The following is a 19,101-nucleotide window of genomic DNA, read 5'->3' on the forward strand; positions in this document are numbered from 1 at the left end:
ATATAAAACAATAAAAAGCATTTCACTAGGCATAAAAAAATCCGAGTGTATTAAATACACTCGGATTCTATTTTCAATCAATCCGTAATTATAAGACGCTCGTCAACGCTGATGAGTAAAAGTCGCGAGCCCTTGCCCATACGCCTTGTGGGTCTTCACCTTTACACAAGGTCAATAAGTGCGGCAATAATTGCCCAGCAAAATCTTCGCTACTTTCTTTTGGTAATACGGTTGGCAAATGGTCAACAGCCTGTACACGGATACCGGTAACATCTGACTCAATGATCGGTTTTGTCAATTTGGTACATTGGCTGTATATACGAATTGGATTATCCGGATTATTCGGATCACAACTCACATCACTGATCATGCTCAAGCGTGGTGATGCACCCAAGCTATCTTTGGTGATAAACGGAGGTGTGCCTTCGGCAAGATAAGCGCAGTTGACCAGAATGTCGTAGTCGTTAATCGCCTTAAACGGTCCACCCGCTTTGGTTTCTTCAATATCCCATCCATCAGCGGCAATACCAAGGTCAGCAAAGAGATCCAGCGCACCACGACCACAGCGACCAAACTGGCCAATCACCAACACACGTGGCTGCTCTGACAAACTAGCAACTTGCTCACGAAGAACAGTGAGGTACTCGGAGCGATCAGGGTAACTACTCACCGCAGGATAAACACCTTTACACTGTAAATGATGAATGAAACCAGATAGGCCAATTGCCGCACCCACGTAGCCTGCCCAGTAACCAAAAGCACTGACTCGTCTGCCAAGTTCATCTTGCAAAAACTCCAGATCGAGGATCTGGCCGCCACCAGCCTGGAAACGAGATAAAATCTGGCGAGCTTCATCTTGGCCTTTAAACGCATGGGCAAAGTAAATATGCTGATGCTTAAGTGCAAAATCGGCTTCCGCTAACTCTTTAAGGCCCAGAATGTAGGCATGCTCAGGTGCCTCGACCCAACTATGAGCCTCTGCAAGCTCACAGCCAACATCGACATAAGCCTGATCGGTAAAGATACGGGTCGTACTCCGTTCGACGGTTACGTTCGCACCCGCAGCAATCAAATCTCGTGCACCACTCGGTGTAAGCGCAGTACGGTGCTCACCAACTTTTACTTCATCTCGGAGCCAAAATAGCGTTTTCATGATAATTCCTTTTTAATTTTAAGCGGGTACTGCAGGGCTATTTGCAGCCTGACGACGCACCATCAATGTAATAAGTGCAACTTGTAACAACCCGGCCAAGATAATGGTGTATGGGCTACGGGTAATTTCTGCAACCATAAAACCAAGGCTTGCTGTTACACCTGTCAAAATGGCATAGGGGAACTGGGTACGGACATGAGATACATGATCACAGCCAGTCGACATTGAACTCAAAATAGTCGTGTCTGAAATCGGCGAAGAATGATCACCTAGCATACCGCCACTCAGCGCTGCGCCAATACAAATCAGAGGGTCGGCACCTAATGCACTTGCGACAGGCACGGCAATCGGGATCAAAATGGCAAATGTGCCCCATGACGAGCCTGTTGCCACTGATATAAAACTACCGATAATAAAAATCAGAGCGGGTAACAAGAATACCGGTAAACGGTCATTCATTACTTGGCTAATATAATCGCCAGTCCCTAGTGATTTACAAATATCGCCTAGCGTCCATGCCAGTAGCAAGATGATCAAAATTAGCATGATACGCTGCATACCCGCGACAAAAGTATTAAAAGCTGCTGATGCGGTCATGGTTTTGGTATAGGCGTAATAAATAATCGCGGTAATGGATGCAATCAAATAACTCGTGCCTAAGGTCGTACGGATCACTGGCCCGCTAATCCCACCATGTAAGTGATAGTTATAGATAAACAGCACGATTAGAGAACCAAACAGCACTGATAGCGGGAACAGGATCAGCGAGATAGAAGCTGATTTAACCGCGCTTGCGTTTGCTGGCTCAATGATAGTCTCGGTACTTTGTTGAGCCTTGAACTCTGCATCAGCCATTGGCCCCCAATCTTTTTTCAGAACCGCGTAAACAGGCACACTGAACAGCGCAAGCAAGGCATAAAGCTGATAAGGAATAACCTGCAAGAAGGTAGAAAAGCCATCGACGGGCTGCCCCATATTTTCAAAAGCATTTTCAATTAAGCCTTGTGAATAGACACCCCAGCTAATAATCGGGATCAATACACAAATCGGAGATGACGTTGAGTCAATAATAAAAGCCAGCTTCTCTTTGCTCAGTTTCAGCTTTTGATAAATCGGCGCAAACATCGGGCCTAAAATGAGCGAGTTACCTGAGTCGGTAAAAAATATACCGATACCCGTCGCCCACGTCGCGAGTTGCGCCTTTATCGGCGATGAAACATAACGGGTCGCCGTAGTTGAAAAAGCTGACATGCCACCACTTTGTTCAACCAAATAAATAAAACCTGAAATGATAGTAATAACAATAATAATTTGCGCATTACTGGTTTGGGCTAGTTGGGTAAACGGTCCATCCGTCAAAAACATCAGGGCGGTATCAACGGGGTGACCTTTGGTAAGGATCAGCATGCCACTTATTACCGCAACACCTAAAGCTAAAACAACATGCCGAGTGGTAAAAGCGAGTATAAGCGCTAACACGGCAGGTACGATGGACAATAATCCGTAATCAGCCATACGTAAATTTCTCCTGTAAAACGATATCAAAATGATAAAGAGGAAGGGTGTTCAGGAGTGTTTTACAGACAAAGGCTTTACAAGATAGGAGCGATAGTTCGTTCGTTTCTAATATCAAATTTGTTGTAGCTCCCCATCTCAGATCTGGCTGAGATGACAGTGTTATTCCTCTTAAGAACAACCCCAGCAGCAAGGATGACAACCTCGACTACTTCGGCACTGACTCCTTTCATTTAGCTTCACTGGCTGTCGGCCTTCACTAAATTACTCATAGGCAATGCGCCTCTACTTTCAAGCAAAGACTGAATAATGTCCTGCTATATAATGAATAAAACATACATCTCTCTAATTCGAATCACCATGCTCGATAAGTGTGATCAATATCACCAAAAATATTTAAGCAAACAAATACCCAACAAAAATCAATCTAAATGGTTACTTTTTAATATCAAACAACGACACATAGAGTAAATACTCATCACTTTAAATTCCCTTTCAATTAAGCACCGAAAAAGAATTCTATTACTTAATCGTTGTAGCATTACAACCTGCAAGCATAACTACGCAAAAGCAAAGAAACACATTCATTCGCGGTGAGGTTATCGCTTGTACAATTATTAAAAATGCCGCTCATCTAAAATGAACGGCACTGAACAGTGGCTACTTTATTTTCAATATTACATTGTCAGCGACCAAAGATTGTAAAACGAAATTCGCCCGACTAGTTCCCCAACCACCAACAAACCACATACCGACCATAAAACAGGTTTACTTGTGTTGTGTTTCAACATGCCATAAATTGCAACACTAATACCGATACAAAGTGCAACCGACTGGATTAGCCATAAACTGCTTTGCTGACTGGATAATATCGGATTAACACTGGTCACAAAGGTCAGGTAATCTGAACGCATAACCAAAGCAGCAAGGGTCGCCACGATACAAACAACCATACCTTGTCGGTATGCCCCAATAACGGCCGCTAACCCACCGCCGGTAATGAGTACCGTTATTAGCATTTGGAACGTGGTATGTGGTGTATCCCATGTCGCGACAGTACTCAGTTGATACACTGATGGGATCATCACAACAAACGCTATGGCAAACAATGCCCCCACCCAACGTAATACTAAACGCTGTTTAGCGGTTCCCGCGCCATAATTTCCAGCAAGCCCTGCCAGTAAGCCAAAGGCGGCAAAACATCCCCCTAACACGATTTCATTACTCATCGGCGAACGGCCAAGACCAGAAAGCAGATTAAATGCGCGCAAAGGGTGCCCTAAATGGAACATCCCCACGATCATCCCAATACTGAGTATTAAAGTGGTCACGAGTAAACTTCGGGATAATTGCTGTTCACTTGTGGCATTCGCTTTTTGACTCAACAGTAAGATCAGATACGCCCCTACCGCTGTTTGCCCAAGCACCGTGAAAAAGACTAAAGGTAACTCATGCATAATTAGACCTCCGCTCTATTTTGGACAGACCCATTGCCGTCACCACTTGGTTTTGCTTTCGAATGAGGATGAATGATCAGATTTGGCTTGGTTAATGCTGCACCGGGTAAGGGCGCGACTTCATTAAAGTTGCCGTATTTCTGTCGTAGCTCTTCAATCGGGCCAAACTCAATGGCTCGCTGTGGACAGGCATCAACACATACTGGCGAGCGCCCCTGCTCTAACAAATCAAAACAGCCATCACACTTGCTCATGACTTTCTTTTCGGCATCAAACTGAGGTGCGCCATAAGGACAGCGCATTTCGCAATATCGGCAACCGACACAGCGAGACTGATCCACCACCACGAGGCCGTCACTTTCCCGTTTGGCCATCGCGCCTGTTGGACAACCTTGCGCACAGGCTGGCTCATCACAGTGATTACAAGCAATCGACAGGTAATAGCTATACACATCTTGTGACCACAGGCCGTCTCGCTGTATCCATGTGCCACCGCCATATTCGTAAACTCGGCGTAGCTTTGGGCCTACTTCGAGATCCTTTTTATCTTTACAACTGACCGAACAGGTTTTACAGCCGGTACATTTTGCGGAATTAATATAAAAACCATATTGCGCCATAATACTCATGCTCCCTAGATCGGTTTAATTTCAACTAAGTTGGAATGTTGTGGGTTACCTTTTGCCAAAGGAGATGGTCGTTGCGTCGTCAATGTATTAATACAGCCTCCGACATCAACCCCTTTCGCCGTCGGCTGGTACCAAGCACCTTGTGGTACCGCAACAACGCCAGGCATGATCCGACTTGTCACCCGCACGGGCATCTGTATTCGGCCTCGGTCATTAAATATCTCGACCTGTCCGCCATGCATAAGCTGTCGCGTGGAAGCATCAACGGGGTTCATCCACACTTCATCTCGCACCGCTTCTCGCAATTGGGGAATATTATGGTAAGTAGAATGTGTACGGCCCTTGGTATGGAAACCTATTAACTGCAGCGGGTACTGTTCCATTCTCTCGCGATCGCCAAGCCCTTCAAAGGTTTCACAATACTCAGCGACAGAAGGAATGCGATCACCATCGGTTAGCTCCCAAGTTTTCGCCAGCTCCGCTAATCGTTCTGAATACATTTCTATTTTTCCAGAAGGCGTGTTAAGCGGATTACCCACCGGATCATCTCGGTAATCTTTAAGTGCGATATGATCTAGACTATCAGCCAGTTTGCGATCAATGATGCCTTTTCCATTGGTCTCACTAAACGATGGTAAATGGGGGTTCGCCGCGCGTAATTGTCCGTAACAGTGCTCTATCCATTCAGGGTAAGAGCGTCCTTCAGTGAACGCATCATAGGTCCCCATTTTTCGAGCAACATCGGCCAGCACATCATAGGTAGGTCTATTTTCCCACAGTGGCTCAATGGCTTGTTGCAAACGAGTGACATAGTGGTAAGCCCCCGTCGCATAAGAATTATCAATTAAATCATTGGACTCAAGCGTCGTGACATCGGGCAGCAAAAGATCGGCATAGCGAGCAGACGATGTCATGTGGTGTTCCCAGACCAAAATGAACTCACACAATGACTCGTCTTGAAGGATCTCATGTGTTTTATTCAAATCTGAGTGCTGATTCATGGTGACATTACTGGCGTAATGCCATAAGAATTTGATATTGGTATCAAGCTTGTCTTTATTACGAACAAAACTGTTCTCCGCCGTCATCTCTGTTCCACGCGTGATCGCATCGGTCCAAAGAAAACAGGGGATCGAAGTTTTTACTGGGTTAGCCGTACCAAAACCTGGCACCTTATATTTAACACTGCTGCCCCAGTTACCCGTATTGGTACCAGGCTTACCAAACTGCTTGGTCATGGCGGGTAACATCATGATCGCACGTGAAGCTTGCTCGCCATTTGCTGTACGCTGAAGCCCCCAGCCTTGTGAAATCCAAGCTGCCTTTGCCGTCGCCATTTCACGCGCAAGCTGTTTTATCCGAGCGGGCGCAATACCACAAATCTGGCTGGCCCATTCCGGCGTTTTCGCTACCGAGTCAGGGCCATTCCCCAAGATGTAATCTTTATATGACGCATTGGTAGGTGCTGAAGCAGGTAGTGTTGAAGCATCCCATCCGACACAATATTGATTAATAAAGTCATCATCAGCGAGTCCTTCATTGATCAAGGTATACCCTATAGCTGCCACTAATGCTGCATCGGTACCTGGTCGGATAGGCAGCCATTCGGCATCAAAGCCAATCGTACTGTCGGTCATGCGAGGGTCGATAATAATAACTTTTGCGTTGCTTTGTTCGAGAGCGTTAAAAATTTCAGCGATCTGCCCTCCCCCAGACATCCGAGTTTCCGCGAGGTTCTGGCAGAACATCACCACCAGATCAGAATGCGCAATATTGGCAATCAAACTTCCTTGTCCACTACCATAGACATAAGGTTCAACCGTCGAAATTTGTGCCGTCGAATAGGTACCATGCTGGTCAAGGTACCCACCAATAGTATGTAAAAAACGCTTGTTGGCATTACGTCCCTGTAAGTTGGCACCTGTAGAGCCAGAGCCATACTGATAGTAAATTGCTTCATTACCGTAGGTATCAATCGTGTGTTTAAGCTTATCGGCAATTAATGTTGTCGCTTCATCCCAGCTAATTCGCTTAAATTTACCGTCACCACGTTTGCCTGTTCGCTTCATCGGATACTTAATGCGATCTGGGCTATAGGTTTTCCACTTAACTGAACGTCCACGAAGACATGGCCGAATTTGATGCTGACCAAAGATGTCATCATCTAAACCATCTTCACTGGATATTTGCGTTACAACGCCATCTCGAACATGCACTTTAAGTGGGCATCGGCTTCCACAGTTAACCAGACATGCGCTGTAATGAATTTCATCGTCCGACAGGGTGTCTGGCTCTGTTGCATGAGAAACCGAAGAAAAAGGTAACGGAACACTCGCAGCCACCGCCGCTATACCACTGATCTTTGCCGATTTACCAAGAAATTCCCGCCGTGAAACCGCATTTTTTAATACCTGTAATTTTTGACTTTCCATAGTCACCGCCTGTGCAAAATACAAACAATACAGACAGACTACGACTCAAAGGGGTTGATACAAATTGATGGAAATCAACAAAGTGAACAGCAACTACACGCTTATTAATAGATTGCTAACTTAATCACATGTAGCCGTGAATATTTGTTAAAAGAATGCAAGAAAACACGAATATTAGTTTTAACTATCACAGAAAACTAAAATAATACGTTTTACAAAAAAACAGCCCTGCTAATAAGCAGGGCTGTTTAATGATGCAGATAATGAACTATTTAAAACGAGAAGAAGAAGCCTGCAATAGTTGCACTCATCAAGTTAGACATGGTCGCAGCAAAAATTGCTGACATACACAGTGTCGAAATTTCATGACGGCGCTTCGGTGCCATTGTACCCAGCCCGCCAAGTAACATTGCCGCAGCGGCGAAGTTAGCGAAACCACATAGAGCAAAAGTAATAATGGCAGTACTACGAGCCGATAATTCAGTCACTTTTAGGTATTCTGTAAAATTCACATAAGCGACGAATTCATTCAATACCAGTTTCTGGCCAATAAACGATGCCGACACCATGGCCTCATCAAATGGAATACCGATGATCACTGCCACAGGGTAGAACACGTAACCCAATAAGTACTCTAATGAGAGTTCAGGTAAACCCACATAGCTACCAACGCCACCTAACATGCCGTTTACCAAGGCAATCAGACCAATAAACGCTAGCAGCATGGCACCAACATTTAAAGCCAACATTAAACCACTTGATGCACCAGCGGCAGCAGCATCAATAACGTTTGCCGGCTTTTCAACCGAAACATCTTCTTCGACAGTTTCGCTACTACGGTCTTCAGTTTCAGGCACCAAAATTTTGGCAAACAGCAAGCCACCAGGGGCTGCCATGAACGACGCCGCAATGAGGTATTGCATATCAACCCCCATTGCTGCAAAACCACCAAGTACTGTGCCAGCAATCGAGGCTAAACCACCACACATTACCGCAAACAGCTCTGAACGGCTAAGGCGGTTAATGTAAGGTGCGATAACCAATGGCGCTTCGGTTTGACCGACAAAAATATTGGCCGTTGCAGACATTGACTCGTTCTTGCTGGTTCCAAGGAGCTTTTGTAATGCGCCGCCCAACACACGAATGAATATCTGCATGATACCGAGGTAATACAAGACCGATACCAATGCTGAGAAGAAGACGATAACTGGCAGCACTCGCAAGGCAAAAATAAAGCCGCCGCCACCAAACACTTCAAACATCTTATCGCTGACTAAACCGCCAAACAAAAATTCAATACCCGCATGGGAGAACCCCAACACCGAGCTGACCCCGCTGGAAACGACTTCGAGTAAGTCTTTGCCAATCGGAATGAACAGGACAAAAGCCCCGATAATAAACTGGATAGCGAAAGCTCCCAGTACAGTACGTTTATTAATTGCTTGGCGATTTTTTGAAAATAAAACAGCGATAGCAAGCAGTGCTACCATTCCTAGTAAACTAGTCAGAGCGTCCATTTTGGCGGCCTTGTACAGGGTGGATAAGCAGAAACTTATCTACTCGACATATAAAAATGCCCCGAGCACAGCGTACTCGGGGCGATGATAAAATTAGTGTTGAATCCAGTGCTTCACAGCCAGCTCTGCAACTTGCATTTCAATATCGAAGGGCACTGGTTGGGGTATATTCTGTAGAGAGTCGCGATTTAGCGCGATACGCTCCAAACTCAATGATTGCAGCGCCAAACCAAGATCCATAATCTCGATTGGGTTACCGTCACCAGCTGACAAGTTAACTAAATTTGCATCTGATAAAACAAACAACTGCTTATCAGCCAGCTGGTAAGCCGTTACATGCGGACGGATCTTATCTTGGCTTTCGCTCATTGCTGCTAGATCTGGCAAATTAATTTCGCGCTGAAAATGACCCGCATTGGCAATGATGGTGTTATCACGCATCAATTCAAAATGCTCTTTACGCAATACATTATCACGGCCGGTAATGGTCACAATCATGTCAGCGTTTGGCAATGCATCTTCAAGCTTGGCGGTGTAGAAGCCTTCCATATGTGCTTCAAGTAGCGTTAATGGGTTTGATTCAACAACCGTTACATGTGCACCCATTCCGCGAAGTCGCTGCGCAGTACCTGAGCCACAGTAACCATAACCAATCACCACTACTTTTTTACCATGCAGCATAACGTTGGTGGCACGCATGATGCCATCAACCACCGATGAGCCTACGCCAAAGCGGTTTTCAATAATGCGCTTGGCTTGGGTATCATTGATGATCAGTGTGCTGAACTGGTCGGCATTAAAGTCTTCACGCAGACGGTTGGCACCAGTGGTGGTTTCTTCTGTCGCCCCGAGTAGCGAGTGCTTAAACTGAGAAAACTCTGCTTCTGTAAAAATGAGCTCATGCAAATCGGCACCGTTATCAGCAATAATATCCGGCTTATGCGATAGCACTTTACGGCAGTAATCAATGTGGTCATCAAAGCTTTCATCACGACGAGAATAAACGCTCACCCCATAGTCTTCGACCAAAGCGGCAGCGGTTTCATCTTGCGTTGAGCCTGGTGAGCCAGTGATCACAACCTTCGCACCACCTTTGGTTAAAGCTTCCAGCCACACGCCTGTTTTCGCTTCAACATGCAAGCAAATACCAATTGTTAAACCAGTAAATGGCTTCTCTATCTCAAAGCGCTCAATAATGCTGCGCATGATAGGCATATGATTACGCGCCCATGCAATTCGGCGACTGCCTTGCGGCGCAAGAGAGAGATCAGCAACATCGTGTTCAGGGTGGATATTATTTTCCATTGGGGCCTCTGATATAGGGACGTTTGGTAGACCCCGAAATCATCCCCGATAAACAGCAGCACGTTAATCAACTTATTAAGAACTTATAGTTTCCCTTACGTGTAAAATAATGTGATATTTCACAGAATTCGCATCAAAATGTCACTTTACATCTAATTTCAGGGATTATTACGTTATACAGCAACTATTAGTTTCCATATTGGAAACAGTAATCATACTAGGATCACCAAAAAGCAAACGTTTCCCTTTTAAAATACTCATTAAGGAGCTAACCGGTGAAAACCATGAATCTGAACTTACTCGCGACCTTTTATAGCGTGGTCATGAACAACTCATTTTCAGTCGCGGCTGATAAATTATGTTTATCTAAATCAGTGATCAGTAAACATGTAAAACAGCTTGAGCATGAATTACGTTGCTCACTTATCCAACGGACAACGCGGCAAATTAGCCTAACGGAAGAAGGGCAGTTTCTTTATGAAAGATGTACCGAGATTTTTGACAGTGTTGATAAATGCTACGACTTCATTGATGAGCGCAAAGACATTGTCAGGGGAAAATTGCGAGTAAAAATGCCCGCAGTTCTAGAGTTTGACGACTTTATTACTGACACTTTTGCACAGCTGTTATCGACCTACCCGGAACTTGAACTCGACATTATTTTTGATAACCAAATTGGCGATCTGATCCAAGAGCAAGTTGACTTGGTTTTGAAAATTGGTGCGCTCGAAGACAGCTCATATAAGTGCAAAAAAATCAAAAACATTAGCACCTATGTCGTTGCTTCACCTGAGTATTTAGATGCTTATGGCACGCCTGAAAAACCAGCAGATTTAAATAGCCACAAGTGTATGAATTACACCCACTGCCTTACCAAAGATAAGTGGATGTTTATTGATGCTGGTAAAGAAACAAAAATTGAAATTGCACCATTTTTGCAACTAGAGAGTGAGTCATTACTTACTCGGTATGCACTAAAAGGTATGGGGATAACCACCACTCTTGATTTCATTACTGAATCTTATATTCAGTCAGGTGAGCTCGTCAGCCTACTGAATGATTTTACATGGAAAACCGAATTGTATGCCGTCTACCCCAACAATGCCGTCATACCGTTAAAAACTCGAAAACTTATCGATTTACTTGCAAGCACATAAAAGGCCTAAAGATGAAAACAGCGTTTATCTCAGCACTCACTTTAGGGCTATCTTTTAGTACGATAGCCCATAGCGAAGAGGTCAAACTTCGCTTTATCGGTACCTCTGATCTCCATTCGTACATTAGCCAGTTTGATTACTACAATAATCAGAATAGCCAGAACTACGGCTTGGTCGGGCTGGTCGCTGAGATAGAACACTATCGCAATGAGGTGAAAAATAGCTTCCTTGCCGATACGGGCGATTTGCTGGTTGGTAACCCTTTGGGTGATTACCTCGCGCGAGTGAGCCCTGAATCTTATGCGCGTCAGTCACCAATCATCTGTGCAATGAATGCCCTTGATTTTGATGTTGCCGTTCCAGGTAACCACGATTTTGACTACGGCCTTGATTACCTTCAACTGAGTTACAGCAGCGGTAATTTTCCGTACTTTGCCTCTAACGTTTACCGCGAAGATGGGGAACAGCCTTACTTTGACCCTTACCTCATTGTGCCGCGCAAAGTCATGTCCGAACAAGGCACAGAGCACACGCTAAATATTGGTTATATCGGCCTTGTTCCACCACAAACCATGCAGTTAAACCGACAGCACCTTGAAGGCAAAATTACCATTGCAGATCAACTGGCTGATGCTGAAAAATGGGCTGACGAAGCCAAAAAAGCCGGTGCCGATATTGTGGTTGCTTTAGCTCACTCTGGGCTTAACGATGATGATTACACTGAAGGTATGGAGGACGTGGTATGGCACTTGGCTGGCGTCGATAACGTTGATGCGATCCTTTTTGGCCACTCTCATAACACCTACCCCAATGAACGTTATGCTGATTTAAAAGACGTTGATATTGAGCAAGGGTTAATTCAAGGAAAACCTGCCGCACAACCAGGTAAGTGGGGCGATCACATTGGTGTTGTTGATGTCACAATGACGAAAAATAACGACCAGTGGGAAATGACCAATGGCAAAGCCTTTGTTGTTTCTGCCAATGAAATTGAAGAAACTGCCGAGCAAAAAGCACCGCTTGAAGCGTGTATCGCTAAACAGCACAACGAAGTAATTGAAGATTTTGGTAAAACCATCGGCCAAGTCAATACATCGCTAAGCAATGACTTCAACCTACTGGGTAACGATACCGTCTACCAAGTGGTGAGCGAATCACAAAAGCGCTACCTAGCGCCATACATCAAATCAACAGACAAAGTGATTTCTGCCACAGCTCCAGCTATCCACCGCAATGATCCCGCGTATTTCCTTGATATTGAAAAAGGGGATATTAACAAGCGTGATATCGCATCATTGGTCTACTCTTCAACCCTAGCGGCACTTGAAGTAACAGGCGCAGAAGTCAAAGAATGGCTAGAGATGTCAGCATCCATGTATGCAGAGCCAACAGATGAAGGCAACGAGATTGTTAAACCGAATTCTCTGACTTTTCTTTACTATGTGATTGACGGTATTGATTACGACATTAATATCACCAAGCCATCAACCTACAACCAGTTTGGTAACAAGATTGCAGATGGTAACGGACGTGTCGAAAATATTACCTACCAAGGAAAACCAGTAGCAGCGGACGATACCTTTGTCATTATCGCCAGCAGCTACGCACCGTTCTTTGCCCGAGAAATGAAACGAGGGCGTGATTTTATCGATATCGACTCGCCAAACAGCCGTGATGTATTGCAAACATATCTATCGCAGCCAGAGCAAGATATCAATGTGAGTGATAACTGGCGCTTAGTGGGTGAAAAAGGCAAAGAGTATGTCTTCGAAGCAAAAAACAATAAGCAGAAGTTGGCAGGCTTTTCTGACTATTCAGAATTAAAGCTCAAACACGCTGAAAATAACGGTACTTCGAACGTTTATCACATCACGTTTTAATCGTTAGTTGTTAACCAGCTAACGGCCTGAGCTTTCCGCTCAGGCCGTTTCCGTTGCAGTCAGCATATTATTCCGCTTAGATAATAAAAGTTTGATTCGTCCCCACATTATGAGTTTGATATGCAACATAAGGACTGGTAAAATTTAACCTGAAGTATTTATAGTACTCCACACATCTAGCGAGGTATGCCTATGTCCAATACCATTCCGCTCTTCATTATCTTTTTCATCCTGCTCAGAGTGATCGTACTGAGCCAGCTAATACAAGCTAGCTCCTATACTCAAACCACTAGCCCTCATACATCAACAGCTACCCCTTATGAAACGCCCGTACAAAACAATCCCCATATTCACGGATTATTACTTCAGCGTACCCGTTGAGCAACATCCGTCAGTCACGGTTATTGATAAATACAAAAATATCAGTAGGGAATGTATAAATTAAATATACGATTTACGAACGATATAAAATAGCCAGCCTAGAATAGGCTGGCTGTTATAATAGTTTTCCTTTATCTCTCTGATTTGATAATCAACCGCCGATTAACTTGTCGGCTATTCATTATCAATCCAAGGTTTATTACCCTCAACACGCCAGATTAAATCAACCAATTCAGGGTGATCAATAAACGGGTTGCGGTTACCTTGGTATTTTTCAGCGGCATCATTGCGATCACGCTCTTTCTGGCTAACCGGATCGCCTTCATGCCAGCGCATTAATGTACGAAGTTGCCATGTTTGAAAGAATTGATCATCGCTTCCATCAAGAATTCGACCCGCTGAGTTATGATTATTACTTAAGTCTTCCATCCAGCTAACCACAACATCTTCATATCGAACTGCAAAGTAAAGCATTGCTCGCGCAATATCGCCTTTGAATTCATTGATCGGCTCAAATACAAAGAAATTACGTTTACCAAATTCAGGGTGCCCATAACCAATCTGGGTACCATTTAGCCCTTTTTCGATAACAGCATAAGGGTCAACCCAACCAAAAGGCTTCGCGTTATTATTATCTGTGTTATGCAAAGAGTTAATATATTGATCCGTCCCGAAGATATGATGAATATCATTTTCCATATCCTTACGGTAACGACTCTTTATCATCTCAGGGCGGAACATTTGAGAATAGGCATAGCAGATACCTTCTTCTAACAACTCAGTATCATGCGATATATTGCTACATTGACTTATATCTGGCTCGTAATTATATGAATCAACCCCTTTCGGATTCTTCGAGAAAATATCTACCAAATATTTTCCGTCCTTGTCACCGTAATAAAAATCAAGATCGTTCTGTGCGATAAAGCCATTGATGTTATCTGCTGGCTGGCTCTGATGGCTTTTTTTCACAATCTGATGCAGCGCTGTTTTCAGCTCGTAGCCACGCAACCCTTCTGCATTTTCATACTCTGGTCGCAAGTCTTTGGCCAAATGCCCGGAATAACCCGCAACATCAAAGCGTTTGATATATTCATCAATAAAACGCTGGTTATCATAACCCGCCTGATTATCTTCATCTATAACGTGAACCACATCTGAAACGTGAGCGATCACTTCACCATCGAGCTTTAACGTTACACTGCCAGCACCAGAGGTACAGCAAATCCCGTCTTTACCAATATCTTTCAGTACAAAACGGTAACTCTGTGGTTGAAGAGCAACTGGAATTTCATAGTAGGTTTCATTGTCGTACCCGCTGCCTTGGCGGATCAATTTGGCATCACCGTCATACAACTCCCATGAAATTTCGTTCGCAGCTCGGTCAGTCATTAACTCAATGACCAGCATGGTATTTTCTTCCTCGTGGTCTTTCGAGCATCCCACGGCAAGTAATGACAACGCTGCGGCTGCAAGGATCTTTTTAAATGTCATAACCTTATCCTTATTTTCCAATTTGACCACGGCGGCGTAAATACGCAAGCGATGCCAGTGCCATTAACAACAACATGTTCACAGCACCGCCACTGTAGGCAGCTTCTTTCTCTTTGATCATCAACTGGCGATCATTAACGATCTGACCGTTATACAAGTAAGTCACCCGACTTTCGCCAGCGCCTACATTAACCAAGTCGATAGACACCCAACCGCGTTGAATATCCGCTCGGCTTAAGCGTCGAATTTGGCTACGAGAATAGGTCGACACATCATAAATATTGCGATCATCAATGATAACCTGCACGGCTTCACCAACTTGTAAATACGCTCGGTTTAATAGAGTGAGATCAACCACAGCGGTAAAGGTTTCACCTTCGCTCGGACGGTTCTCACTTGGCATATTAATGGGTGATTCCGGTAATTGAACTTTACTGCCCAATTTAACGCTTGGTAAAAAGTCCAGCGTCAATATCGCAGGATCATGATCCGATGAACGGAATGGGTCATCATATTTACCAAACTTGCCAGTATTCTTGGTTGGGTACTCAAACAGCGTTGATTCACGTGAGTTAATATTCCACTCGGTAGCATCAACAACATGTGGCAATAGGCTTGGTGAAATCAGCGCATAATCGAGGTTACCAACAGTATCACTGTAAGAATAACTAAAACCATCAGGGTGCAATTTGGCAATAATATCGATGTAGTTATATGGGGTATGGTTGAAGAGTGCGCCATCGTTACCATGTAATTCTTTCCCGCCAAGGAAGGTATTGCGTGCCGCTTTGATCTCATACCCTTCAGGTGCTGAGTTGGTCAGCAACATGATTGGGTCTTCATGGGCATAGGAATTTAAATCACCTAGAATAATCTTATGACCATCCAGCTCATCAAGCGCTTCAGCTAACGTGTAAGCCGCCGAAACACGGAAGTTCTCACACTGGCCTTGTTCATCAGCATCAACGACTTCACCTGTTTCCATGTCGTGATCTTCCCAACACTCAGAGCCCTTCGACTTAAAATGGTTAGAAGACAGGATCAGTCGCTCACCGTTACCGTTAACAGTAAATACTCCGGTCATAGAATGGCGCTGAAACGCTGATTTAGCTTCAACACCCTCAGGCCAGTAACGCGCCGGAACATGTTGAGCAGGCATTTCAATCACTTCGGCACGTTCAAGGCTAACCACCGTTGGGCGATAAATCACTTTCGTGCTGATTGCATCAGTGCCAACCGTTTTCATCTCTGGGTGGCGCATTATCGCGTAGTGTTTTTCAGGCGGCAGCTGCTCGTTTAGTCTCCGAGTAATTTCAACAATCGATGACATATAGTCGTAACCGTTGTTCTCAACCTCTAAGAAGCTCCAGATATCAGCATCAATCGCCAGCATCGCAGCTGCGAGCTTATCTCCTTGCACTTGGAAGTCATCACCATTATCAGCACCACGGTTTTGCTCTAACGGATTACTCGCACCACCAAAAGGTGAGGTGAAGTAGTTTAGGACATTGAAGGCGCCAATTTTAATATCACCTTCTTTCACTTCAGGGTGCTCGGTTCGCTCTATGCCCTCATGATTAAAGAAGCTGGCGTCAGCCTTATTAGTAACAAACAAACGGTATTCATCATGTGAGAAGCCAATAAAGCCTTCCATCCCGTCGATTGTCGCACCGACTCGAATATAGTCATCCGTCGTGCCAGTGCCATTGTCTGTACCAAACTCTGGATACCAAGGGATAACACCATTTGGTGCTTTTTTCGGCGACTCAATGAACAGGCGACGCTGCTTATTACTGCGAGATACCGCAATCGCATCTTCAGAGCCTGGGGCATATTTCTGATTCGGGTGATAATTCACAGCTCCGTAGCTGGCAACCATGTTGTTGCGAAATGGGCCAAAGTCAAAACCGAAGGTACGTGCAACCTTCATGTCTGTATCTTTGTCCAATTTCACCCACATACCTTCGTGGCGCTCTAACGTGATCTCAAAGTTATCCTTCTCTGCAACCCCATCAACCTCACAATTTCCTATGCGCAGTGCCGTTGGTTCAATGTTGCCAGTCCCTGTTTTAATGATCGGGTTTTTACCGACGGAGAGCTGAGTCGCACCATAATATTCTTGCACTTTGCCATAGACATCGACCTTATCGCCAACACTTAGCCCTGTTGTTGCACCATGAACAAAAATACCACTTGAAGCACAAGCGTTACCGCCACCTTGTTGATCCTGAATATAAAAACCGCGGGATAATACGCCATTAGATGACTGGACATAAGTAACAATGCCATTAACCTTAAAGGTCTCATCAGAATAGAACTTGTAGTTATCTGGATCAGTATATGGAGAATGGAAACCTTCCCCTTGCAGTTCCATAATAGTTGCTACTTGGTCGAAGTCTGGTTCAACCGGCTCAGGCTCATCGCCTGGATCGGCTAGTTGACCCAGATAATCGATGCTGCCTTCTTTCAGAGCGCTCCAGTCGCCACGACTATAGTCAGTTTGGGCGTGCCAAGCCGCTTCTCTACGTACCCAAGTTTCTCGAGGGAGAAACTCAACACCATTCATTTCGCCAACGATATCGATGATCTGACCATTTTTGCGTAATGTGATCGGATCATTGCCGTTAAAATTCAATACCTGAGAATTTGCTAGTTCACTCGCCTTTTTTTTAAGTTCTGCGCCATGAGTTCCGCCCGCGTCTGAACGAACCAATACCCACACTTCACCGGACTCCAGTGTTACTCCATCTAACGCATACGCCACATATGGCTTGTTATGATCGGCTACGCCATCACGGATGGTAAATAACTCGTAGCCTTTGAGTTCAACAGCTTGATCACCACTGTTGGCAATTTCAATGGCTTTACTATTACTTCCCGCATGAACAACCTGCGAGATAAACACATCCGCATTAACTTGCGGCGCGATTAACGCCAGCATTACTGCGGAATATCTAAATAAATTCATTCATTAACCTTTAATTATTACGTCACTACGCACCTAGGAAATTTCAGCTGGTAGCTGAGTGCTGGGCGTAGTGATTCCCCCCGAGCACAGATATAAAACGACGGTGTTATAACCGTTAGTCTCTATAACGTAAGCATCCATCAAGGGTCTGTTGTATTAGAAGCGGAAGTAAACCTTGCTATAGGCGAATGTACCTTGCTCGCCACCTGTCACGACTTCACCAGCTAAGCGTACATTGGGGCGATACTGGAAATTAACGCCAGCGGTGAACCAATCATCGCTAAGCTGTTCTTCGCTGTAATACTGGTATTCTTCTTTGTAATTAATGTTTGAATAAGTAGCGACAAGCTGAATTTGACGGGTAAGTTGATAAGCGGCCGATGCAACACCAATGGTATTATCTTTCGAAACATAGCCGTTTACTTCATTGCGGTCGGCATAAGAGATCAAGCCACCAAAATCCCATTGGCCAAGATGATAGGTGCCATGTAATGAATAAATTTCGCCATGCTCTTTAACTGTTTCTGCACCAGCAAGCAACGTCCAGCTATCAGCAAAATAACCTAGATAACCATTCAGAACAGCCCCTTCGCGTGAATCGGTTAAGTGCTCATCCCAACCCGTTAATGAGTAAGAAACACCCATTGCCCAGTGATTTATCTGACCATGGTATTTAACAGTATTATCCTGATCGCCCGCTTCTTTGACCTCTACCGCTTCATTGATAGAAAAGTCACCGTGGCTGTCAAAGTCATCATACGCAGTATCATTGCGCCCAAGCTCAACGAAATGACCGTCAAGAAACTCCCAGCCCACATAGGCTTTATCAAGTACAATCTGAAATTCGTTATCGACTGTCCAAGGTGTGCGTTCAAAGTCAAAATCGAATACACCGTAGATATCCCCAGTACGTGCTTTAAACGCCAAGTCGCCAAAGGTATCGTCAACGTAGCCTTGATACCAAGTCCACTTTTCACCATTGTCATTACGACGTTTACCAAACCAACCTCCAACTTCAACACGGCCATTCATTTGGACGTAATCGCCATCATTCGATTGGTAAAGCGTTACAGCAGATGCAGTAGAGCTAACTGCGCCCCCAAACAAGCCAGCGCAAGCTAGGGCAAGAACAGTCTTTTTCATTTTATTTTCCTTTTTTGATCACCCTTAGGTAATCGGTAACTACAAGGCATACTTATCCACCCAATAATTA

At 44.6% G+C, this 19,101-nt stretch carries 12 protein-coding genes and 1 riboswitch; of the genes, 2 read left to right on the plus strand and 10 right to left on the minus strand.

The window, feature by feature from the left end:
- Positions 1-88: 88 nt before the first annotated feature.
- The 7 genes from L4D78_RS11355 to L4D78_RS11385 all read right to left on the minus strand — a co-directional run bounded on the left by L4D78_RS11355 (position 89) and on the right by L4D78_RS11385 (position 10,008).
- A complete protein-coding gene (locus L4D78_RS11355) occupies positions 89-1,153 on the minus strand; it encodes a saccharopine dehydrogenase (protein WP_428467024.1) in 1,065 nt (354 codons plus the stop codon).
- A gap of 18 nt (positions 1,154-1,171) precedes the next feature.
- The gene (locus L4D78_RS11360) at positions 1,172-2,668 is read right to left on the minus strand and encodes a Na+/H+ antiporter NhaC family protein (RefSeq protein WP_428467025.1); all 1,497 of its coding nucleotides are present in this window, start codon (positions 2,666-2,668) and stop codon (positions 1,172-1,174) included.
- A 118-nt stretch (positions 2,669-2,786) separates the two neighbouring features.
- Positions 2,787-2,964, minus strand: a riboswitch (Lysine riboswitch).
- Between the two features lie 381 nt (positions 2,965-3,345).
- Positions 3,346-4,125 carry a dimethyl sulfoxide reductase anchor subunit family protein gene (locus tag L4D78_RS11365; RefSeq protein WP_428467026.1) on the minus strand — a complete coding sequence of 260 codons (780 nt, stop codon included), beginning with the start codon at positions 4,123-4,125 and terminating at the stop codon, positions 3,346-3,348.
- A gap of 2 nt (positions 4,126-4,127) precedes the next feature.
- Positions 4,128-4,745 (minus strand): DMSO/selenate family reductase complex B subunit, encoded by a 618-nt coding sequence (locus L4D78_RS11370; RefSeq protein WP_428467027.1) that lies wholly within the window; start codon positions 4,743-4,745, stop codon positions 4,128-4,130.
- Positions 4,746-4,759: 14 nt separating this feature from the next.
- Positions 4,760-7,186, minus strand: a complete 2,427-nt coding sequence (locus L4D78_RS11375; protein ID WP_428467028.1) for a DMSO/selenate family reductase complex A subunit — start codon at positions 7,184-7,186, stop codon at positions 4,760-4,762.
- A gap of 272 nt (positions 7,187-7,458) precedes the next feature.
- Positions 7,459-8,703, minus strand: a complete 1,245-nt coding sequence (locus tag L4D78_RS11380; RefSeq protein ID WP_428467029.1) for a NupC/NupG family nucleoside CNT transporter — start codon at positions 8,701-8,703, stop codon at positions 7,459-7,461.
- 93 nt (positions 8,704-8,796) lie between these two features.
- The gene (locus tag L4D78_RS11385; RefSeq protein ID WP_428467030.1) at positions 8,797-10,008 is read right to left on the minus strand and encodes an adenosylhomocysteinase; all 1,212 of its coding nucleotides are present in this window, start codon (positions 10,006-10,008) and stop codon (positions 8,797-8,799) included.
- 284 nt (positions 10,009-10,292) lie between these two features.
- Here L4D78_RS11385 and L4D78_RS11390 point away from each other — a divergent pair, with 284 nt between their 5' ends.
- On the plus strand, positions 10,293-11,165 hold the full coding sequence (locus L4D78_RS11390; protein WP_428467040.1) for a LysR family transcriptional regulator: 873 nt from the start codon (positions 10,293-10,295) through the stop codon (positions 11,163-11,165).
- A gap of 11 nt (positions 11,166-11,176) precedes the next feature.
- A complete protein-coding gene (locus L4D78_RS11395; protein ID WP_428467031.1) occupies positions 11,177-13,045 on the plus strand; it encodes a bifunctional 2',3'-cyclic-nucleotide 2'-phosphodiesterase/3'-nucleotidase in 1,869 nt (622 codons plus the stop codon).
- 555 nt (positions 13,046-13,600) lie between these two features.
- On the opposite strand, the gene L4D78_RS11400 is transcribed toward L4D78_RS11395, so the two are convergent.
- The 3 genes from L4D78_RS11400 to L4D78_RS11410 form a co-directional block, all read right to left on the minus strand.
- Entirely contained in the window at positions 13,601-14,920 is a 1,320-nt protein-coding gene (locus L4D78_RS11400; protein WP_428467032.1) for an endonuclease, read from the minus strand.
- 10 nt (positions 14,921-14,930) lie between these two features.
- The gene (locus L4D78_RS11405) at positions 14,931-17,888 is read right to left on the minus strand and encodes an ExeM/NucH family extracellular endonuclease (protein ID WP_428467033.1); all 2,958 of its coding nucleotides are present in this window, start codon (positions 17,886-17,888) and stop codon (positions 14,931-14,933) included.
- A gap of 156 nt (positions 17,889-18,044) precedes the next feature.
- A complete protein-coding gene (locus L4D78_RS11410; protein WP_428467034.1) occupies positions 18,045-19,031 on the minus strand; it encodes a hypothetical protein in 987 nt (328 codons plus the stop codon).
- Between the last annotated feature and the right edge of the window lie 70 nt (positions 19,032-19,101).

Source organism: Photobacterium minamisatsumaniensis, from assembly GCF_050336695.1.
Lineage (GTDB): Bacteria > Pseudomonadota > Gammaproteobacteria > Enterobacterales > Vibrionaceae > Photobacterium > Photobacterium minamisatsumaniensis.